19 protein-coding genes are annotated in these 19,205 nt (G+C 63.9%); 13 read left to right on the top strand and 6 right to left on the bottom strand.

Going from position 1 to position 19,205, the window contains the following annotated elements:
* Positions 1-9 precede the first annotated feature (9 nt).
* The gene (locus GB927_RS24240) at positions 10-417 is read left to right on the top strand and encodes a hypothetical protein (protein ID WP_256119799.1); all 408 of its coding nucleotides are present in this window, start codon (positions 10-12) and stop codon (positions 415-417) included.
* On the opposite strand, the gene GB927_RS24235 is transcribed toward GB927_RS24240, so the two are convergent.
* Positions 414-848 carry a winged helix-turn-helix transcriptional regulator gene (locus tag GB927_RS24235; protein ID WP_256119798.1) on the bottom strand — a complete coding sequence of 145 codons (435 nt, stop codon included), beginning with the start codon at positions 846-848 and terminating at the stop codon, positions 414-416. The two genes, GB927_RS24240 and GB927_RS24235, sit on opposite strands and share 4 nt — an antisense overlap.
* Positions 849-945: 97 nt before the next feature.
* On the opposite strand from GB927_RS24235, the gene GB927_RS24230 reads away from it, so the two are divergent.
* On the top strand, positions 946-2,133 hold the full coding sequence (locus GB927_RS24230) for an MFS transporter (protein WP_256119797.1): 1,188 nt from the start codon (positions 946-948) through the stop codon (positions 2,131-2,133).
* Here the strand turns inward: GB927_RS24230 and GB927_RS24225 are convergent.
* On the bottom strand, positions 2,120-2,929 hold the full coding sequence (locus tag GB927_RS24225; RefSeq protein ID WP_256119796.1) for a gamma-glutamyl-gamma-aminobutyrate hydrolase family protein: 810 nt from the start codon (positions 2,927-2,929) through the stop codon (positions 2,120-2,122). The two genes, GB927_RS24230 and GB927_RS24225, sit on opposite strands and share 14 nt — an antisense overlap.
* A 454-nt stretch (positions 2,930-3,383) precedes the next feature.
* Here GB927_RS24225 and GB927_RS24220 point away from each other — a divergent pair, with 454 nt between their 5' ends.
* From GB927_RS24220 to GB927_RS24195, 6 genes are all read left to right on the top strand, one after another.
* On the top strand, positions 3,384-5,693 hold the full coding sequence (locus GB927_RS24220; RefSeq protein ID WP_256119795.1) for a putative bifunctional diguanylate cyclase/phosphodiesterase: 2,310 nt from the start codon (positions 3,384-3,386) through the stop codon (positions 5,691-5,693).
* Positions 5,694-5,876: 183 nt separating this feature from the next.
* Positions 5,877-6,650 carry an N-acyl amino acid synthase FeeM domain-containing protein gene (locus GB927_RS24215; RefSeq protein WP_256119794.1) on the top strand — a complete coding sequence of 258 codons (774 nt, stop codon included), beginning with the start codon at positions 5,877-5,879 and terminating at the stop codon, positions 6,648-6,650.
* A gap of 250 nt (positions 6,651-6,900) precedes the next feature.
* Positions 6,901-7,125, top strand: a complete 225-nt coding sequence (locus GB927_RS24210) for an aa3-type cytochrome c oxidase subunit IV (RefSeq protein WP_256119793.1) — start codon at positions 6,901-6,903, stop codon at positions 7,123-7,125.
* Positions 7,126-7,210: 85 nt separating this feature from the next.
* Positions 7,211-8,365, top strand: coding sequence for a Re/Si-specific NAD(P)(+) transhydrogenase subunit alpha (locus tag GB927_RS24205; protein ID WP_256119792.1), 1,155 nt, complete (start codon positions 7,211-7,213; stop codon positions 8,363-8,365).
* Positions 8,365-8,775, top strand: coding sequence for an NAD(P) transhydrogenase subunit alpha part 2 (locus GB927_RS24200; RefSeq protein WP_256119791.1), 411 nt, complete (start codon positions 8,365-8,367; stop codon positions 8,773-8,775). The genes GB927_RS24205 and GB927_RS24200 overlap by 1 nt, the downstream gene beginning before the upstream one ends.
* Before the next feature lie 10 nt (positions 8,776-8,785).
* Positions 8,786-10,186, top strand: coding sequence for an NAD(P)(+) transhydrogenase (Re/Si-specific) subunit beta (locus tag GB927_RS24195; protein WP_256119790.1), 1,401 nt, complete (start codon positions 8,786-8,788; stop codon positions 10,184-10,186).
* 203 nt (positions 10,187-10,389) lie between these two features.
* On the opposite strand, the gene GB927_RS24190 is transcribed toward GB927_RS24195, so the two are convergent.
* Both GB927_RS24190 and rpsU read right to left on the bottom strand, forming a co-directional pair.
* Entirely contained in the window at positions 10,390-11,298 is a 909-nt protein-coding gene (locus GB927_RS24190; protein ID WP_256119789.1) for a tetratricopeptide repeat protein, read from the bottom strand.
* A gap of 225 nt (positions 11,299-11,523) precedes the next feature.
* Positions 11,524-11,754 (bottom strand): 30S ribosomal protein S21, encoded by a 231-nt coding sequence (gene rpsU, locus GB927_RS24185; RefSeq protein ID WP_256119788.1) that lies wholly within the window; start codon positions 11,752-11,754, stop codon positions 11,524-11,526.
* 329 nt (positions 11,755-12,083) lie between these two features.
* On the opposite strand from rpsU, the gene GB927_RS24180 reads away from it, so the two are divergent.
* From GB927_RS24180 to GB927_RS24160, 5 genes are read left to right on the top strand one after another with little or no spacing between them, the layout of a single operon-like run.
* Positions 12,084-13,337, top strand: coding sequence for a sarcosine oxidase subunit beta family protein (locus GB927_RS24180; RefSeq protein ID WP_256119787.1), 1,254 nt, complete (start codon positions 12,084-12,086; stop codon positions 13,335-13,337).
* Complete coding sequence (locus GB927_RS24175; protein WP_256119786.1) at positions 13,337-13,735, top strand: hypothetical protein; 399 nt, start codon at positions 13,337-13,339, stop codon at positions 13,733-13,735. The genes GB927_RS24180 and GB927_RS24175 overlap by 1 nt, the downstream gene beginning before the upstream one ends.
* Before the next feature lie 13 nt (positions 13,736-13,748).
* A complete protein-coding gene (locus tag GB927_RS24170) occupies positions 13,749-14,093 on the top strand; it encodes a sarcosine oxidase subunit delta (RefSeq protein WP_256119785.1) in 345 nt (114 codons plus the stop codon).
* The gene (locus GB927_RS24165) at positions 14,090-17,083 is read left to right on the top strand and encodes a sarcosine oxidase subunit alpha (RefSeq protein ID WP_256119784.1); all 2,994 of its coding nucleotides are present in this window, start codon (positions 14,090-14,092) and stop codon (positions 17,081-17,083) included. Before GB927_RS24170 ends, GB927_RS24165 begins: the two co-directional genes overlap by 4 nt.
* Positions 17,076-17,624, top strand: coding sequence for a sarcosine oxidase subunit gamma (locus GB927_RS24160; protein ID WP_256119783.1), 549 nt, complete (start codon positions 17,076-17,078; stop codon positions 17,622-17,624). The genes GB927_RS24165 and GB927_RS24160 overlap by 8 nt, the downstream gene beginning before the upstream one ends.
* Before the next feature lie 19 nt (positions 17,625-17,643).
* Here GB927_RS24160 and GB927_RS24155 read toward each other — a convergent pair whose 3' ends face one another.
* On the bottom strand, positions 17,644-18,711 hold the full coding sequence (locus GB927_RS24155) for a DUF2332 domain-containing protein (protein ID WP_256119782.1): 1,068 nt from the start codon (positions 18,709-18,711) through the stop codon (positions 17,644-17,646).
* Positions 18,704-19,192, bottom strand: a complete 489-nt coding sequence (locus GB927_RS24150) for a MaoC family dehydratase (protein ID WP_256119781.1) — start codon at positions 19,190-19,192, stop codon at positions 18,704-18,706. The genes GB927_RS24155 and GB927_RS24150 overlap by 8 nt, the downstream gene beginning before the upstream one ends.
* Positions 19,193-19,205 lie beyond the last annotated feature (13 nt).

The raw sequence follows: 19,205 nt of genomic DNA, 5'->3' as shown, positions 1-19,205 counted from the left end.
GGAGACCCCATGAAGACGCTGATGATTGCCGCCGCGGCCGGCGTTTTGTCGCTGGGTCTCTGGAGCGTGGTCAGCCATGAGACGCCGGCGATCGATCCGGTGATCTCGAATTCCATTCCGGCACAGACCGCGGGCCACAGCTATACGATCTCCAACGTGGTGGCGAACACCGCCTGCCTGGCCGAGCGCGGCACCAGGATTTCCAGCCGCAGCGAACGTTTTACGGCGAATGGGGATTGCGAGGCCGTCTGGCCGGGCCTCTCGGCGGCGCGCACCTGGATCAGCAATGGCGACGGCACGGTGGTTGTCGCCGACGCGCGGGGCGAGGCGATCCTCACCGTGGTCGATGGCGACGGGCTCGCCTATGAGGCGGTCGAACCCGCCGATGCCATGGTCACGATGATTTCCGCTGACTAGATCAGCCGCGTATCCGCCCATTCAAGCCGGCGCCCATCGAACGCATGCAGCGTGAGCCGCGAGACCGGCAAACGCGTTGCCTCATCCACCAGAACGGAACGCTTTTCGCCGTCGCGATAGAGGTTGTCTTCCCCCCATTGCCGCAGCGACACGATGACGAGAAACAGGCCGCGGCCCTTCTCGGTCAGCACATATTCCTGGTAGGCGCTGCCATCAGATGCGGGTGCGAGGTCGAGAACACCGGCTTCCACGAGATCGCGCAGGCGCGTGCTCAGCATGCCCTTGGCGATGCCAAGATTCTGCTGGAACGCGCCGAAACGCCGGATGCCGTCGAAGGCGTCGCGCACGATCAGCAGCGACCACCAGTCGCCGATCGCATCCAGCGTGCGCGCGACGGGGCACTCCGCTTCGCGAAAACTCTTGCGCTTCATCGTCTGCTTTCCTGACATTAAACTGGTCTTAAAATAGAACTGGAATGCGCTCGTCGCAAGTGGTCTCATTATAGGACTTGATGACTGGAGACCGATCATGGATGCGACGACCGCCACCCAACAGGCCCTGCCGCGCTGGACGCTGCTGGTCTTTGCCTTTACCTGCGGCGCCAGCGTCGCGAATATCTATTATGCGCAGCCGCTGCTCGACACGATCGCGGCGACGTTCGGCATATCGCCGGGCGCCGTGGGCTTCGTTGTGGCGCTGACGCAGGTGGGGTATGCGGCGGGCCTCGTCTTCATCGTCCCGCTTGGCGACCTCGTCGATCGCCGCGAGCTCATCGTCGCCCAGACGCTGCTTTCCGCCATCGCGCTGGCCGCCATCGGCAGTGCGCCCAATGTTTTCGCGCTGTTTGCCGGCATGATCGTGGTGGGACTGCTGGCCGTCGTGGTGCAGGTGCTGGTGGCGTTGAGCGCGACATTGGCGCGGCCGGCGGAGCGGGGGCAGGCTGTGGGGCTGGTGACGAGCGGCGTGGTGGTCGGCATCCTGACCGCACGGTTCGTCGCCGGCGTGCTGGCGGATATCGGAGGGTGGCGGGTGGTCTATTTCTCTTCCGCCGGCCTCATGCTGGTCCTGGGCATGCTGCTCGTCCGCGTCCTGCCGCGCGACATTCCCGTCGGCAGCTCCGAGCGTTATGCAGCGGTGCTGAAATCGATCCCGCTTCTCTTCTGGCAGGAGGCGGTGCTGCGCCTGCGCGCCGGCCTCGCCTTCCTGATCTTCGCGAGCTTCAGCACGCTCTGGACCGCGATGGTGCTGCCGCTCAGCGCCGCGCCTTTTTCGCTGTCCCACACGCAGATCGGCCTCTTCGGCCTTGCGGGACTGGCCGGAGCGCTTGCGGCAGGCAGCGCCGGGCGCCTCGCCGATCGGGGTTTTGCGGAACGGACGACGGGGTTTTCGCTGGCGCTGCTCTGCCTGTCGTGGCTGGCGATCGGGTTTCTTCCCCGCTCGCTCGTCGTCTTCGCGCTGGGTGTCGTGGCTCTCGATTTCGCGGTGCAGGCAGTGCATGTCACCAACCAGAGCCTGATCTTCGCCCGGCGCCCGGAAGCACGAAGCCGCCTCGTCGGCGGCTACATGGTGTTCTATTCGGCCGGCAGCGCACTTGGCGCGATTACGTCGACGACGAGTTATGCGCACTTCGGCTGGACGGGCGTGTGCATCGCCGGCGCGGCCTTCAGCCTCGCCGCGCTCGCTCTCTGGTCGCGGGATGCGATCAGGCGGACTTGACCGAGCCGAAGGCCAGCACGTCCGCCTCGGCAGGACGGGCGACGCCCTGCTTGGCGGCGGCATAGTCACGCACCGCTTCGCCGAAAGCGGCAAACAGGCTGTTCGACGGCTGGTCGGAGCCGACCCAATATTCCGGATGCCACTGCACGCCGACCGCGAAGGCCTTGGCGCCGATGACGGAGACGGCTTCGATCGTGCCGTCTTCGGCGACCGCTTCCACGGCCAGGCGCGGCGCGATCTCGGAGATCGCCTGCCGGTGCAGCGAGTTCACCTGCACCGCGCCGGCGCCGACGACTGCGGCCAGGCAGCTTCCTTCCTTGACGGTGACCGTCTGGCGGATGCCGTAGGCGACGTCGAGCACCGGCGTGTCCGGTTTGCGGTGGTCCCACATGCCCGGCTGTTCCTGGATCTCGTTGGCGAGCGTGCCGCCGAGCACGACGTTCAGCTCCTGGATGCCGCGGCAGATGGCGAGCAGCGGAATGCCGCGCTCCAGTGCCCGGCGGATGAGCGGCAGGCTCGTCGCGTCGCGCGCGGGATCATAGGGGCCTTCCGCCTCGGTTGCTTCCCGGCCATAGAGCGAGGGGTGCACGTTGGTGCGCGACCCGCTGACCAGAAGCCCGTCCACCCGGTCCAGGATGCCGTCGAAATCGTTGTCCGTTTCGAGCGCCGGCACGAGGAAGACGGTCACGTTGGCGCCCTTGACGGCGGCGCGCACATACTGGTTCGGGGTGGCCTGCCAGACGTTGCCTTCGATTTCCCTGATATCGGCGGGAATGGCGACGACGGGTTTCGACATGATGGGCTCCGGAAAAAGAAATACCAATTGAGGATTTGCTATCAAATCCCGTCCCAGTCAATTCCCCCTTTCGGGCGAAATGACGACGGAAGCGCTGTTTCAGGCGGTAGGCGGGTTGGAGGCTCTGTCCTTGCGTGATGATATTTGATAGTCTTACAGCGACAGGTCGTTAACCAAAGGCTTGCAAACAGCGATTGTACAAAAGGTTTTTCTCACTCCCCTTTCACGCAATACTGTGTCGCAGTGGAGTCAGGAAGTTGCGTCGTTTACTCATGCCAGGTTGAACTTTGCCGGCCAAAACCGGCAATATTGCAATATTGGGTTGAATACCACTTCCACCGGTTGAACTTGCGTGCAATTATGGCGGACTATACCCTCGTTATTGGGTAATTTCCCGAAATCATTCATTAAATTTTGGTCGGTAACCCTCTCTCGTCAAGGGAGTGCCTAGTCCATGAAGGATAAGGGTCAAAACACACTGCCGGCCGATGTCTACCTGTCGTTCGTCAGCTCGCTGTACGGGAACCGCCAGACCCTTTTCGTGGGCATGATTTCGCATGTCATCACGTTCTCTTTCGTATACGCAAAAACCGCCGACCCGTTTTTCCTCGCCTGGAGCGGGCTCGTCGTGCTCATCTGGTCGCTGCGCGCCGTCGGCATGCGCCACTTCGACCGGGTGGACCAGGACGCCCTCGACATGGACGGCATCCGCTATTGGGAGAACTGGTACAATCTCGGTGCCGTCGGCACGACGATGGCGCTCGGCACCGCCTGCGGCTACAGTCTGCTCTTCAGCCGCGACAGTTTTGCCGAACTCGCCACGATCGCGGTGACGCTTGCCACCATGGTCTCCGTCGTCGGGCGCAATTGCGGCTCGAAGCGGGCGGTCGATTATATGACCTTCTCCGCCTGCTTCCCGATGGTGGTGGGCTTCCTCGGCCTGGGGGACTTCTATCACGCGGTGCTGGCGGTCCTCATCCTGCCCTTCGTGATGACGACGCGCATGATGGCGAACGGCGTGCGCGAATTCCTCTATAAGAACGTGCTGGCGACGCGCGAGGTTTCGATCATCGCCGATCGTTTCGACACGGCGCTCAACAACATGCCGCACGGCCTGTTCATGCTCGATGCGGACCACCGCATTCTCGTCGCCAACCGTCGCGCCTGCGAGCTTCTGCATCTCGGCAATCAGGAGCGCTTGAAGGATTGTCACCTCGACGTGGTCCTGCGTTTCGGCGTGCGCAATACCTTCCTGAATGCCGACCAGAGCAGGGCGATCCTGCGCCAGCTCGACGAGCTTCTGAAGGGCGAGCGGTCCCGCGCGCTCGTGCAGGTTACGGACGGCCTCTATCTCGAATTCACCGCTTCCCCGCGCGAGAACGGCGGCGCCGTGCTGATTTTCGAAGACGTGACCGCGCGCGTGCGGGCGGAAAACAAGATCCTGCACATGGTGCGCTACGACAGCCTCACCGGCCTGCCGAACCGCACCTACTTCTCCGATCTCGTGCAGGAGGCGCTTGCCGATCGCAAGAAGCCCGGCATGGTCGGCTTCATGGTTCTCGACATCGACGACTTCAAGCATGTCAACGACATGAAGGGCCACGTTACCGGCGACCGGCTGCTCTGTGCCATTGCCGAGCGGCTGCGCCGGCTTGCCGGCGACAAGGTGATCGCCGGCCACCTGATGGGTGACGAGTTCATCCTGTTCTTCCCGAACGAAAGCAACCGCCGCGACCTCGAAGCGCGCATGCGCCGCTTCCATGAGCAGCTGGGCGGCACTTACGAATTCGACGGCATGACCTTCCTCGTTTCCTTCAGCGCCGGCTGCGTGATGGTGCCGAGCGGCGATTTCCGGCTGGAGGAAATGCAGATCCGCGCCGATCTCGCGCTGTTCGAGACCAAGTCGCGCGCCAAGGGCAGCGTCACCGTCTTCGAGCAGGAGATGGACGCGCGCTACATCGACCGCCAGAAGCTGAAGGACGACCTGCGCGAGGCGCTCGCCACCAACACGCTTTCCGTCGCCTACCAGCCGATGTTCGTGCCGGATGGTTCGCGCATCGAATGCTGCGAGGCGCTGTCGCGCTGGACGCATCCGGAACGGGGGCCGGTGCCGCCGAACGTGTTCATCCAGATCGCCGAAGAGATGGGCATCGTCTCCGAAATCACCCGCTTCATGATCATGCGGGCCTGCGCCGATTGCGCGACCTGGCCGGAGCATATGGGCGTTTCGGTCAATCTCTCCGTGCAGGACCTTCGTGGCACCAGCATCATCGATCTCGTCGCCGAGGCGCTGGCGGCAGGCGGGCTCGCGCCGCACCGGCTGCACCTGGAAGTCACCGAAAGCTGCCTCATGGAGGAGCCGGTCAAGGTGCAGGCGATCCTGCAGGAGCTTCGCGCCCGCGGCATCACCATTGCCATCGACGATTTCGGTACCGGCTATTCGAGCCTCAGCTATCTCGACCAGCTGCCGCTCGACGTCATCAAGATCGACCGGTCCTTCGTGCGCAATATCGGCGAGGACCCGCGCCGCTTCCAGCTCCTGCGCGGCACGGTGAACCTGTCGCGCGAACTGGGGCTGCGGATCGTGGTGGAGGGGGTGGAGACGCGCGAGCAACTCGCCCTTATCAACAAGTACCAGTGCGCCGATCTTGTCCAGGGTTACGTTTTCGCGGCCCCCATGTCGCCCGATGCGCTGCGCGATCTCTACGAGACGCTTGCCCGCAAACCCGGCGAACCCCGCCGTCGCGGCCGCCGCGTCGCCTGATCCTTCCCGCCGCTTTTTTCCGTGACGTGCAAAGTCGATAAGCTATATCAGCTTATTCAAATTTAGCGTTAACCATATATTAAGGTTAATGAATGGTATTTTACACAAATTGTCTTATATCGGCGATTGTAGGTAAGGCAGCGCGGTGGCTGCCGGTGTTTTTCAATCGGGGATACGGGGACTATGGCCAGCGTAGAGACGGCGACCAATCGCTTTTCGGACAAGCTTCTGGGACTGCTCGACAAGATCGAGTACCGCCGCGTCGAGACGGGCGAGGACATGGAAGACGTCGCCCGCATCCGCTACAAGGCCTACAAGGCCGGCGCCGTGATGCATCTGGGCGAACAGTCGGTTCTCATCGATGATTCCGATTTCGACAGCCACGCCTATGTCTTCGGCATCTATTATGAGGAGCGGCTGATTTCGACGGTGCGCCTGCACCATGTGACGCCGGACCATCGCGTCACCTCGTCCGGCAAGGTCTTCCCTGACGAGATCAACGCCTTCCTCGACGCCGGCATGTCGCTGATCGACCCGGTGCGCCTTGCGGCGGACCCGGAAATCTGGAGCGAGATGCCGGCCATTCCGTATCTGACGCTACGTATCGCCACGATGGCGACGGATTATTTCCAGACGGATCGCTGTGTGCAGATGGTGAAGCCCGCCCATGCGGCCTTCTACAAGCGCGTCTTCGATGCCGATTTCGTCGCCTCGCCGAAGAGCAACCAGGGCAAGTTCATCATCGACCTGATGCTGCTGGCGACCAACGTCAAGGAGACGCTGCCGTCGCTGTACCAGCGCTTCCCCTTCTTCAAGTCGGAGCCCTATGAGCGCCGCATGATGTTCGCCCGCGGCGACGACCTGCCGTTCAGCCCGCTGACGGTGCGCCCGACTGCGCGCCGCGCCCATTTCGGCGGCGAGCGGATCCAGCTTTCCGGCGGCGCCTACGCCGGATAACTTGCGTTCTGATGTCGCATGCCGGGCCGGTTTCGCAAGAAACCGGCCCGTTCTGTTTCGGAAACGTTACAGGTCGAACGCTCTCACCTTCCATGCCGTTGCGCTTTGCCGATCCATTGTGTAAGGCCTGAAAGACGCGCGCTTGTCGCGCCTGAGGGAATCGCCGGAACTTCGGGTTCCGGCCTGTATTAAGCGCTCATCGGGTGGAGTTTTCCGTCTCGCGGGCGTGGTTGCTTAGGAGAAGGTGACTATGGCTGAACATCATTCCGGACCGGTCGAAATGGGCGCTCCGATGGATTATCCCGAGCACGAGAAGACCTATAATTTCTTCATCGGTGCAGCCAAGTACGGCACGCTGTTCTGCGTCGCCCTGCTGATCGCCATGGCGGCCGGTTTCTTCACCAGCGCTGGTTTCTTCAGCGCGGTGCTTCTGTTCATCATTCTCAACGTCGCCGGCTTCTTCCTGCTGCGTTGATCTGAACAACCGCATTTGCGGTTTGGTGGCGGCGCCATCCGGCGTCGCGCTTTAACACGGCCAGTCTCGGGGGGAGGACCACGGTTTGAGTCAGTGTATTTTTGTGGCAAGGGAAAGTGATCCGGCGGAAGGCCGCGTTGCGGGTTCCGTTGAAACGATCAAGAAAATGAAGGGTTTGGGGCTGGAGGTGCTGGTGGAAGCCGGCGCAGGTCTCAAGTCCCGCATCCTGGATGCGGATTACGAGGCCGCCGGTGCCCGCATCGTCGGGCCGGAAGAGGCGAAATCGGCGGATGTCATCCTCAAGGTGCGTCGCCCGACCTCGTCGGAGATCGCCGGCTACAAGTCCGGCGCCATCGTCATCGCCATCATGGACCCCTACGGCAACGAAGCCGCCATCGCCGAGATGGCGAATGCCGGTCTCACCGCCTTTGCCATGGAACTGATGCCGCGCATCACGCGCGCCCAGTCGATGGACATCCTGTCCTCGCAGGCAAACCTTGCCGGCTACCAGGCGGTCATCGACGCCGCCCATGAATTCGACCGCGCCATGCCGATGATGATGACCGCCGCCGGCACCGTGCCGGCCGCCAAGGTCTTCGTCATGGGCGCCGGCGTCGCCGGCCTCCAGGCGATCGCCACCGCGCGCCGCCTCGGTGCCGCCGTTTCCGCGACGGACGTTCGTCCCGCCGCCAAGGAGCAGGTCGCCTCGCTCGGCGCAAAATTCATCGCCGTCGAGGACGATGAGTTCAAGGCCGCCGAAACCGCCGGCGGTTATGCCAAGGAAATGTCCCGCGAATACCAGGCGAAGCAGGCGGCACTCGTTGCCGACCACATCGCCAAGCAGGACATCGTCATCACCACCGCGCTCATTCCCGGCCGCCCGGCGCCGCGTCTCGTGACGCGCCAGATGCTGTCGGCCATGCGCAACGGCTCCATCGCCGTCGACCTCGCGGTCGAACGCGGCGGCAATATCGAAGGCTCCGAGGCCGGCAGGGTCGCCGAGGTCGAGGGCGTCAAGGTCATCGGCTATCTCAACGTGCCGGGCCGCATTGCCGCTTCCGCCTCCGCGCTTTACGCCAAGAACCTGCTGACCTTCCTCGAAACGATGGTCGACAAGGAGAAGAAATCGGTCTCGGTCAATGTCGAGGATGAACTCGTCAAGGCGACGATGCTGAGCCACGGCGGCGCCGTGGTGCATCCGAACTTCGGCGGTGCCGTTCAGCTAGGGGAGGGCAAGTGATGGCAAACGAACTTCTGGACAAGGCGATCACCGATCTGGAACGCGCCGTGGAAGCCGTGCGCACGGCCTCCGACTATCTGCCAGACGCGGCCGCCGCTGCGGCACATGGCGTCTCGGGCGGGGCAATCGACCCCTTCGTCTTCCGGCTTGCGATCTTCGTGCTGTCGATCTTCGTCGGCTATTACGTCGTCTGGTCGGTAACGCCCGCGCTGCACACGCCGCTGATGGCCGTCACCAACGCCATCTCCTCGGTCATCGTCGTCGGCGCGCTGCTCGCTGTCGGCATCTCGCTCTCGGGTGTGGCGACCGGCTTCGGCTTCGTCGCGCTGATCCTCGCCTCCGTCAATATCTTTGGCGGCTTCCTGGTCACCCAGCGCATGCTGGCGATGTACAAGAAAAAAGAGAAGTGAGGCCGGCCCGATGAACGCAAATTTCGCAGCCTTCCTCTACCTCGTCTCCGGGGTACTCTTCATCATGGCACTGCGCGGCCTGTCGCATCCGACGACCAGCCGCCGCGGCAATACGCTCGGCATGGTCGGCATGGGCATCGCCATCGGCACGACGTTGCTCCTGGCAACGCCGTCCTTCGGCGGCCTGGTGCTCATCGTGCTCGGCCTTGCCATCGGCGGCGGTGCGGGCGCCTATATCGCCCGCTCGATCCCGATGACCTCGATGCCGCAGCTCGTCGCCGGCTTCCACTCGCTCGTCGGCCTTGCCGCCGTGCTGGTGGCTGCGGCCGCGCTCTATTCGCCGGTCTCCTTCGGCCTCGGTCAGGTCGGCGAAATCCACGGCCAGGCGCTCATCGAAATGGCGCTGGGTGCCGCAATCGGCGCGATCACCTTCACCGGCTCGATCATCGCCTTCCTGAAGCTCGACGGGCGCATGTCCGGCAAGCCGATCATGCTGCCCTACCGGCATGTCATCAACATTGTGCTGCTCGCCGCGATCGTCTTTTTCATCGTCGGCCTGACTCTGTCGGAAAGCCATTTCGACTTCTGGCTGATCGTCATCCTGGCGCTGGCGCTCGGCGTGCTGCTCATCGTGCCGATCGGCGGCGCCGACATGCCCGTCGTCGTCTCGATGCTCAACTCCTATTCGGGTTGGGCTGCGGCCGGCATCGGCTTCACGCTCGGCAACCTCGCGCTCATCATCACCGGCGCGCTGGTGGGCTCCTCTGGTGCGATCCTGTCCTACATCATGTGCAAGGGCATGAACCGCTCGTTCATCTCCGTCATTCTTGGCGGCTTCGGTGGCGACAGTGGTGCCGCGGCCAGCGATGATGGCGTGCAGCGTACGGTCAAGCAGGGCTCCGCCGACGACGCGGCCTTCCTGATGGCCAATGCTTCCAAGGTCATCATCGTGCCGGGCTACGGCATGGCGGTGGCGCAGGCGCAGCATGCCGTGCGTGAACTCGCCGATGCGCTGAAGAAGAACGGCGTCGAGGTGAAGTACGCGATCCATCCGGTCGCGGGTCGCATGCCCGGCCACATGAACGTGCTGCTTGCCGAAGCGAACGTGCCCTATGACGAAGTGTTCGAGCTGGAAGACATCAACTCGGAATTCGCCCAGGCCGACGTCGCCTATGTTATCGGCGCCAACGACGTGACCAACCCGGCGGCACGCGACGATAAATCGTCGCCGATCTACGGCATGCCGATCCTCGACGTCGACAAGGCCAAGACCTGCCTCTTCGTCAAGCGCTCGCTCGGCTCTGGCTATGCCGGCATCGACAACACGCTGTTCTACAAGGACGGCACGATGATGCTGCTCGGCGACGCCAAGAAGATGACCGACGACATCGTCAAGGCGATGAACCACTGATCTGGCAAAAGCCTGAAACGAAAAAGCCCGGCCACCACTCCTTCGTCATGCTCGGGCTTGACCCGAGCATCCATTCACCGGCACGCCGCGGATGTGGATCCTCGGCTCAAGGCCGAGGATGACGGTAGAGGGTGAGGCGAGGTCCATCAACAAAAAGCCCGCGAGATGATCGCGGGCTTTTTGTTTGTGATGTTTTTTCTGGATCAGGCCGGCTGCTTGGCGGCGGTTGCGACGGCGCCGCGGGTGCGGGCGAGGCCGTCCTTGGCCGGCGTGTAGTTCGGGTCGAGCTTCAGCGCGTGCGAATAGGACTTGGCGGCGCGCGCCATCTCGCCGCGGCGCTCGTAGATCAGCGCCTGGTTCGCCCAGGATTCGGCAAGCTTGCCGTCGAGGTTGATCGCCGTGTTGAAATCCGAGAACGCGTTGTCGTCGTCGCCCTGCGCGGCATAGGAAATGCCGCGGCCGTTATAGGGTTCGGCCGAGTTCGGCGAGAGCGAGATCGCCTTGGAGAAATCCTCGATCGCCGGATCGTGCTGGCGACGAGCCTGATAGATCAGGCCGCGATTGTGATAGGCGCGCGGATCGGTCGTATCGAGCTGGATGGCGCGGTTGAAGTCGCTGAACGCGTCGTCGAGACGGCCGGCCTGGCGATAGAGATTGCCGCGGCCGATATAGGCGACGTCGTAGTTCGGGTTGAGCTGCAGCGCCATGTTGTAGTCGGCCGCTGCCTGCGCCTGTTCGCCGAGGCTGCGCTGCACGAGCGCGCGGTTGGCATAGGCTTGGTAGAAGCGCGGGTTGAGCTCGATTGCGCGGTTGAAGTCTTCAAGCGCCCGGCGGTGCTGGCCGGCGCGGCCATAGGCCGAACCGCGCACGTTATAGGCTTCCGGGTCCTGCGGGTTGGCGGCGATGACGGCCGAAAGCGACGAGATGTTTTCTTCCGAGCCCTGCGCGCGCTCGACCTTCAGCACGTCGGTGGACGTGGTCGACTGGCAGCCGGACAGAAGCAGAGCAAACGAGGTGGCGGCGACGGCAGCCATCAGGGAGCGGCGAATGTGGACGGCGCGGGGTGCCGAAAGAGAAATGCGGTCAGTCCGGAACCCGGTCGATGCAGCCATGTCCAAGTGCGAATCCTCAAAGTGGGCTTCTACCGCGCCTCATGCGCGAAGAAAAACGCTACGCCTTGAAAGCAGTTCCGGCGAAGGAGCGTAGCGGAAGCGCCCGGAATTGCATGGGAAGTCTTTCACAATGGTGAAAAAACATCCGGTCACGTCAAAAAAGGCGGCGGCGAAATGTTCGCCCCCGCCCGGTCTTGCATCCGAAAACGTCGAAATGACGGCCGATTAACGGGCGCTCGGACGAGCGCTGACGCCGCCGGCTTCGCGCTGAGCGCGCTTGCGGGCCAGCTTGCGGACGCGACGAACGGCTTCAGCCTTCTCACGCGCACGCTTCTGCGACGGCTTTTCATAAAAGTCGCGCATCTTCATTTCACGGAAAATACCTTCGCGCTGCATCTTCTTCTTGAGAGCGCGGAGAGCCTGATCAACGTTGTTGTCGCGGACAAGTACCTGCACGAGAATCCCGTTCCTTTGTTCGTTGTAAGCCCGGGCGAGCACAGGTCGCCAGGCAAATAGATTGCGGTCGCGCAGCCCAACAGGCTGGCAATTGGCGCGTCGGATACCAGATCGCCACGGGAAAGTCCAGCCTTGCGCGCCGCGATGTTAAGGATATTTGCGCGTGGCCCTCACAAACGCCGGGAAAAAGCTTCGGCGGGGCTCATGTCGCATGTGGTACAAGGTGCGCCCGAATGCGTCGCAAAGGATACGGCGTCCGCGCGCAAGATTTGCTTTCTATCGGGGCAGGAAACAGCCGGCCGATGCCGGCGAGACGTTGAGGACTTGGGATGCGCAAATATTCGGTTTTCGCCGTCGCCCGCGAGGCGATGCGCGGCCACAAGGGTTGGGAGGCGCAATGGACCTCGCCCGAGCCGCGCAAGGACTATGATGTGATCATCATCGGCGGCGGCGGCCATGGCCTGGGTGCTGCCTATTACCTCGCCAAGGAGCACGGCATCACCAATGTCGCTGTCATCGAGAAGGGCTGGCTCGGCGGCGGCAATACCGGCCGCAACACGACCATCATCCGCTCGAACTATCTCTATGACGAGAGCATGGACATCTACGAGCACTCGCTGAAGCTCTGGGAAGGGCTGAGCCAGGATCTCAACTACAACGTCATGTATTCGCCGCGCGGCGTGATGATGCTGTCGCACAATGTGCACGACAAGCAGTCCTTCAGCCGCCACATCCATGCCAACCGCCTGCACGGCATCGACAACGAATGGCTGACGCCGCAGCAGGCGAAGGAATTCTGCCCGCCGCTCGATATTTCGGCGAGCGCCCGCTACCCGATCAACGGTGCTGCCCTCCAGCGCCGCGGCGGCACCGCCCGCCACGATGCCGTCGCCTGGGGTTATGCCCGTGCGGCATCCGATCGCGGCGTGCATGTCATCCAGAACTGCGAGGTCAAGGGCATCCGCCGCGGGCCGGACGGCGCTGTGACCGGCGTCGAGACCTCCAAGGGCTTCATCGGTGCCAAGAAGGTCGCGGTGTCGGCGTCCGGCCACAACTCGGTCATCCTGTCGATGGCCGACGTCAAGCTGCCGCTGCATTCCGTGCCGCTCCAGGCGCTGGTGTCCGAGCCGATGAAGCCGATCTTCCCCTGCGTCGTCATGTCCAACACGGTGCATGCCTATATTTCGCAGTCGGACAAGGGCGAGCTTGTCATCGGCGCCGGTACGGACCAGTACAACTCCTACTCCCAGACCGGCGGTCTCCAGATCATCACGCATACACTCGACGCCATCTGCGAACTCTTCCCGATGTTCCGCCGCGTCAAGATGATGCGCCAGTGGGGCGGCATCACCGACAACACGCCGGACCGTTCGGCGATCCAGGGTGTCACGCCGGTGAAGAACCTCTTCGTCAACTGCGGCTGGGGCACCGGCGGCTTCAAGGCGACGCCCGGTTCGGCGCATCTCTTCGCGCATCTCATCGCGAAGGGTGAGCCGCACAAGCTGGCTTCCGGCCTGACGCTCGATCGCTTCCGCACGGGCCGCCTGATCGACGAGGCAGCGGCGGCGGCGGTCGCCCATTGATGAACGGCGCGCTGCTCGCCGGATTTCTGATGACGGCCGGTGTCCTGCCGATCGGCGATATCATCCCGACACCGGGAGATTTTCGGTTTCAGAAGATCCAGAAGGCAGCGGGCGAGAAGGAATGGCCATTCGTCGCCGAGAGCGGGATGTTGAGTTGCATAAGGATATTGGGTCAACGGACGATCTATTTCGTTCCGGATGAAACGGACTCAAACCGCGCCTTCAACATCGATGTCGATCTCTTTGCGATGAGTATTGCCAATCTGGGAATGACGGACGTTCTGGCCCCCTATGACGACACCAAGCAGCTGATTTACCGGCTTGCCCCCTTCGTCACCATGGGCCGACGACTTTGCGACCAGGACCCAGGCACGTTCGTGACGGGTCCAGAGCTTTAACAGGTAGGAAACAATGCTGCTGATCTACTGCCCCTACTGCGAGGAAGAGCGCTCGGAGCTCGAATTCCGCCACGGTGGCGACGCGCACATCGCCCGGCCGACCAACATGGCCGACATCACCGACGAGGAGTTCCAGGAGTTCTTCTTCCTGCGCGACAACCCGAAGGGCCTGATCTTCGAGCGCTGGCGCCATATCCATGGCTGCGGCCGCTTCTTCAATGCGGCGCGCGACACGGTGAGCGACAAGTTCGTGATGAGCTACAAGGCCGGCGAGCCGAAGCCCGATCTTTCAGGCAACGCCCCCGCCACCGAGAAAACCGTCGAAACCTATGAAGCCACGGAAGGAACCGCGAAATGAGCGGTGCTAATCGCATTGCCGGTCAGGGCCGGCTGACGCCCGCCAGGACGGCGCGTTTCACTTTCGACGGAAAGACCTACCAGGCGTTGGAGGGTGACACGGTTGCCTCCGCGCTGCTCGCCAACGGTGTGCACCTCGTCGGCCGCTCGTTCAAGTACCATCGCCCGCGCGGCATTCTTTCGGCAGGTCCCGAAGAGCCGAATGCGCTGATCGACGTCTCCCGCGATGCCGCCCGCCGCCAGCCGAACGTGCGCGCGCCGGTGCAGGAAGTCTTCGACGGCATGAAGGTCGAATCGCAGAACCGCTGGCCGTCGCTGTCCTTCGATATCGGCGGCATCAACAACCTACTGTCGCCCTTCTTCGCGGCCGGCTTCTACTACAAGACCTTCATGTGGCCGAAGGCCGCCTGGGAAAAGGTCTATGAACCCTTCATCCGCAAGGCCGCCGGCCTCGGCGTCGCACCGACGGAAGAGGACCCGGACCACTATGCCAGCCGCTACGCCTATTGCGACGTGCTGGTCGCCGGCGGCGGCGTTGCCGGCCTTTCGGCAGCGCTTGCAGCCGCGGAAACCGGCGCCCGCGTCATCCTCTGTGACGAGCAGCCGGAAGTCGGCGGTGCGCTGCACTACGACACGTCGGTCACCATCGACGGCCAGAGCGGCTATGCCTGGGCGCAGGCGACGGCCGCGAAGCTGAAGGCGATGGAGAACGTTACCGTTCTCACCCGCACGACGGCCTTCGGCTATTACAACCACAATTTCGTCGCGCTCGTCGAACGCGTCACGGATCACCTCGCGCGTCCCGACAAGAAGCTGCCGCGCGAACGCATGTGGCAGGTCCGCGCCAAGCGCGTCATCCTCGCCACCGGCTCGATCGAGCGCCACATGGTGTTCGCCAACAACGACCGGCCGGGCATCATGCTGGCGTCGGCGGCGCGCACCTATCTCAACCATTTCGGCGTCGCCGTCGGCCGCAAGGTCGGCGTCTATACGGCGAGCGATTCGGCCTATGAAGCCGCCTTCGACCTGAAGCGTGCCGGCGTCACCATCGCCGCCATCGTCGACAATCGCGACAAGCCCGGCGAGGCTGTTCTCGCCGAAGCCCGCAAGCTCGGCATCGAAGTGCTCGTCGGCCATTCGGTCGTCGATACCAAGGGGAAGCTCCGCGTCTCCTCCATCTCGGTCGCCCGCAACGGCGGCGGCTCGGCGCGGGCCATCCCGGTCGATGCGCTGCTGATGTCGGCCGGCTGGACGCCTTCTGTGCACCTCTTCTCGCAGTCGCGCGGCAAGGTTGCCTATGATGCCGCCTCCGGCCGCTTCCTGCCGGGCACCTATGCGCAGGATTGCCTTTCCGTCGGCTCGTGCAACGGCACGGACGGCCTTCAGGCGACCATCGAGGAATCGCTGGCCGCGGGCGAGCTGATGGCGCGCGCCACCGGCAACGAGGGCGGCGGCAAGGTCGAGCTTCGGGGCGAAAACGCCTTCGAATGGACCGGCGGCATGGCCGGCGCGGGCGAGGGGGCTGGCGTCGATACGACCGTCAAGGCCTTCGTCGACTTCCAGAACGACGTCTGCGCCAAGGACATCCGCCTTGCCGTGCGCGAGGGCATGCACTCGATCGAGCATATCAAGCGCTTCACCACCAACGGCATGGCGACCGACCAGGGCAAGCTTTCCAACATCCATGGTCTCGCCATCGCCTCGGAAGTGCTAAACCGCGAAATCCCGAAGATCGGCCTCACCACCTTCCGTGCGCCTTATACGCCGGTCACCTTCGGCACGCTGATCAGCCATTCGCGCGGAGACCTGTTCGATCCGGCGCGCAAGACGCCGCTGCATGCCTGGGAGGAGGCGCAGGGCGCCGTCTTCGAGGATGTCGGCAACTGGAAACGTGCCTGGTATTATCCGCGCTCCGGCGAGACGATGCACGACGCGGTCAACCGCGAGTGCCGCACGGTGCGCAATGCCGCCGGCGTCTTCGATGCCTCGACGCTCGGCAAGATCGAGGTGGTCGGCCCGGATGCCGCCGAGTTCCTCAACCTCATGTATACCAACGCCTGGGATACGCTGAAGCCCGGCCGCTGCCGCTACGGCATCATGCTGCGCGAGGACGGCTTCGTCTATGACGACGGCGTCGTCGGCCGCCTGGCCGAGGACCGCTTCCACGTGACCACCACGACGGGCGGTGCGCCGCGCGTCATGAACCACATGGAAGACTATCTCCAGACGGAATTCCCGCATCTCAAGGTTTGGCTCACTTCCACCACCGAACAGTGGGCGGTCATCGCCGTGCAGGGGCCGAAGGCGCGCGAGATCATCGAGCCGCTCGTCGAGGGCATCGACATTTCCAACGAGGCCTTCCCGCATATGAGCGTGCGCGAAGGCAAGATCTGCGGCGTGCCGACCCGGCTGTTCCGCATGTCGTTCACCGGTGAAGCCGGCTTCGAAGTCAACGTGCCGGCCGATTATGGCCAGTCCGTGCTGGAAGCGATCTGGGCACGGGCCGAACCGCTCGGCGCCTGCGCCTACGGCACCGAGACCATGCACGTGCTGCGCGCCGAAAAGGGCTACATCATCGTCGGCCAGGATACGGACGGCACGGTCACGCCGCACGATGCCAGCCTCAGCTGGGCCGTCTCCAAGAAGAAGACGGATTTCGTCGGCATCCGCGGCCTGAAGCGGCCGGATCTGGTGAAGGAAGGCCGCAAGCAGCTTGTCGGCCTTCTGACGAAGGATCCGAACGTGGTTCTGGAGGAGGGCGCGCAGATCGTCGCCGATCCGAACGAGCCGAAACCGATGAAAATGCTCGGCCACGTCACCTCGTCCTACTGGTCGGAAAATTGCGGCCGGTCGATCGCCATGGCGCTCGTCGCCGGCGGTCAGGCCCGCCTCGGCCAGACGCTCTACGTGCCGATGCCCGACCGCACCATCGCGGTCGAGGTCAGCGACATGGTCTTCATCGACAAGGAAGGAGCACGCCTCAATGGCTGATCAAGCACTTCGCAAGGCGCCGCTCGCCGGCCGTCATGGTGGCTCCGCCGGCGCGCGCGTCACGCCCGCCGGCCCCGCAACCCGCCTGTCGCTGCGTGCCGGCACGGACGCGCTCGGCGCGCTGTCGGCCGCCTTCGGCCTGACGCTGCCGACGCGACCGAAAACTTCGGCCTCGGCCAACGGCCGCCACGCGCTCTGGCTCGGCCCGGACGAATGGCTGCTGATCGACGAAAACGGCGCGGACCTGATGGCGGCGGCCGCAAGCTCCGGCGTGCTGCATTCGGCGACGGACGTCTCCCACCGCAACACGGCCGTGCTCGTCTCCGGCCCGCAAGCGGCCGGCGCGATCGCTAGCGCCTGCCCGCTCGACCTCGGCAACGCGATCTTCCCGGTCGGTGCGGCTGCCCGCACGGTGCTCGGCAAGATCGAGATCGTGCTGTTGCGCACGGGCGAAGACGATTATCGTGTCGAATGCTGGCGCTCGTTTTCGCCCTATACCTTCGGCCTTCTCGCGGAAGGCGCGGAGGACGTGGGCCTCTAACCAGGCCCAGCGGTGGCTCTCACGGTTTCGGCCATCCGAACCAGCGCACCCATCGGCCGTGAAAATCGGCGCGGCCGATCATCGCCTTGCGGCCAGAGGGCCAGACCTGCAATGTCAGCGCGGCGCCATCCTTCGGCTGGTCGTCGGCCTCCATCTGGAGGTGTGCGAGCGGCGCATCCCCGGTCGCTTTGGCACCCGCGGCCTCAAGGACGCGCCGGCCGGCTTCACGCTTTTCGGCCGGCAAGTATTGCCAGACGATCGAGTGGTAGACGACGTGCACGGCGCCTGCAAAGGGCGTCGAAAGCCGCCGCTCCAGCCATTCCACGGCATCGGCCTGCTCGATGGGAAGCGGTCTTTCCGCGGCAAGGGCCAGGCTTTTGCCCGTCCGCTCGATCCGGTCCGCCTGGTCGGCCCAGATATAGGAGAGGAGCCGCAGCCGTTCCTGCGCATCGGCCGGGTCGATCGGCCGGAGATCGCACCCAGCCCTGTCGATTACTTGTATGTTCGCCATTTCGGGCTCGGGGCCGGACCAGTCGGGGGCAATGAGGATATCGGAATTCTCGATCGCCCAGCTCGATTGACCGAGCCGGTAGGTGTAGCGATCCCATTGCAGGTTCAGGCCGGCGCTGGCGCCGACTTCCGACAGGACGAGCGGCTTGCCGAAGAGGGCGGCGATGGTGAGGAAACCCGACAGGAGGGCGCCTGACCGGCGGACTTCGTTGGTTTGCGGCGGCGACAGGAGCCGTTCGAGAAGGAAGGCCTCGTCGGTTTCGAAGGCGTTGCGGCAGGCCGCCCACAGGGCATCGTCCGAAACCTCGGCGGGCGGATAACAGGCGGCAAGCGTGGGGTTTGTGCCGGCAAGGACCAGCGCATGCAGCGCGCCGGCAAGCCGAAGGGCGAGGGCGTCGTGTTTTCCGGAGGGATCTCCGGGCCAGGCGAGGACGCGCCGGCCGACGGCATTTTCCTCATCGAGTCGTGCGCCGAGAAGCCTGCACAGGCGGGCGGTGAAGGGCGAGCCGAGGGCGGCGCAGGCGGCGGCCTGATCATCGAAAGATGCCCTGATGACCGGGCTGCCGGCCTTAGACATGCTCCGGCCGGTCTTTCGGGTCGAACTGGATGATGGTGATCCAGTCGGCGGTGAGCGCGGGCTTGCGCTCGTCCTCGATTTCGACGGTCACGTCATAGCGGATCGTTACCATGCCGGCGCCGCGGAAGCGGGCTTCTGCCAGCATGAAACGGCCGCGCACTCGCGCGCCGCTTTTCACCGGCGTCATGAAGCGCACTTTTTCGAAACCGTAATTGATGCCCATCGTCTGCTCGATGATGCGCGGCACGCAATCGTAGTTCATCGCGGAGAGCAGCGAGAGCGTCAGGAAACCGTGCGCGATCGTGCCGCCGAAGGGCGTTTCCGCCGCCGCGCGCACGGGGTCGGTGTGGATGAACTGATGGTCTTCCGTCGCCCCGGCGAAACGGTCGATCATGGTCTGGTCGACGGTGAACCAGCGCGACAGGCCGATCTCCGTGCCGACGAGGGCATCGATGTCCTTCAGGTGGATATGTGCTGGCATTTGGCTTTCCCGC

Origin of the sequence: Shinella lacus, from assembly GCF_010994755.1 — a bacterium.
GTDB lineage: Bacteria > Pseudomonadota > Alphaproteobacteria > Rhizobiales > Rhizobiaceae > Shinella > Shinella lacus.
The sequence above is the reverse complement of the archived record's forward strand: the minus strand, read 5'-3'. Positions and strand labels throughout refer to the sequence as shown.

Bases quoted from the DNA above. Each gene is read 5' to 3' on its own strand.
- GB927_RS24240 (WP_256119799.1), top strand. From the start codon at position 10: ATGAAGACGCTGATGATTGCCGCCGCGGCCGGCGTTTTGTCGCTGGGT.
- GB927_RS24235 (WP_256119798.1), bottom strand. From the start codon at position 848: ATGAAGCGCAAGAGTTTTCGCGAAGCGGAGTGCCCCGTCGCGCGCACG.
- GB927_RS24230 (WP_256119797.1), top strand. From the start codon at position 946: ATGGATGCGACGACCGCCACCCAACAGGCCCTGCCGCGCTGGACGCTG.
- GB927_RS24225 (WP_256119796.1), bottom strand. From the start codon at position 2,929: ATGTCGAAACCCGTCGTCGCCATTCCCGCCGATATCAGGGAAATCGAA.
- GB927_RS24220 (WP_256119795.1), top strand. From the start codon at position 3,384: ATGAAGGATAAGGGTCAAAACACACTGCCGGCCGATGTCTACCTGTCG.
- GB927_RS24215 (WP_256119794.1), top strand. From the start codon at position 5,877: ATGGCCAGCGTAGAGACGGCGACCAATCGCTTTTCGGACAAGCTTCTG.
- GB927_RS24210 (WP_256119793.1), top strand. From the start codon at position 6,901: ATGGCTGAACATCATTCCGGACCGGTCGAAATGGGCGCTCCGATGGAT.
- GB927_RS24200 (WP_256119791.1), top strand. From the start codon at position 8,365: ATGGCAAACGAACTTCTGGACAAGGCGATCACCGATCTGGAACGCGCC.
- GB927_RS24195 (WP_256119790.1), top strand. From the start codon at position 8,786: ATGAACGCAAATTTCGCAGCCTTCCTCTACCTCGTCTCCGGGGTACTC.
- GB927_RS24190 (WP_256119789.1), bottom strand. From the start codon at position 11,298: ATGGCTGCATCGACCGGGTTCCGGACTGACCGCATTTCTCTTTCGGCA.
- GB927_RS24180 (WP_256119787.1), top strand. From the start codon at position 12,084: ATGCGCAAATATTCGGTTTTCGCCGTCGCCCGCGAGGCGATGCGCGGC.
- GB927_RS24175 (WP_256119786.1), top strand. From the start codon at position 13,337: ATGAACGGCGCGCTGCTCGCCGGATTTCTGATGACGGCCGGTGTCCTG.
- GB927_RS24170 (WP_256119785.1), top strand. From the start codon at position 13,749: ATGCTGCTGATCTACTGCCCCTACTGCGAGGAAGAGCGCTCGGAGCTC.
- GB927_RS24165 (WP_256119784.1), top strand. From the start codon at position 14,090: ATGAGCGGTGCTAATCGCATTGCCGGTCAGGGCCGGCTGACGCCCGCC.
- GB927_RS24160 (WP_256119783.1), top strand. From the start codon at position 17,076: ATGGCTGATCAAGCACTTCGCAAGGCGCCGCTCGCCGGCCGTCATGGT.
- GB927_RS24155 (WP_256119782.1), bottom strand. From the start codon at position 18,711: ATGTCTAAGGCCGGCAGCCCGGTCATCAGGGCATCTTTCGATGATCAG.
- GB927_RS24150 (WP_256119781.1), bottom strand. From the start codon at position 19,192: ATGCCAGCACATATCCACCTGAAGGACATCGATGCCCTCGTCGGCACG.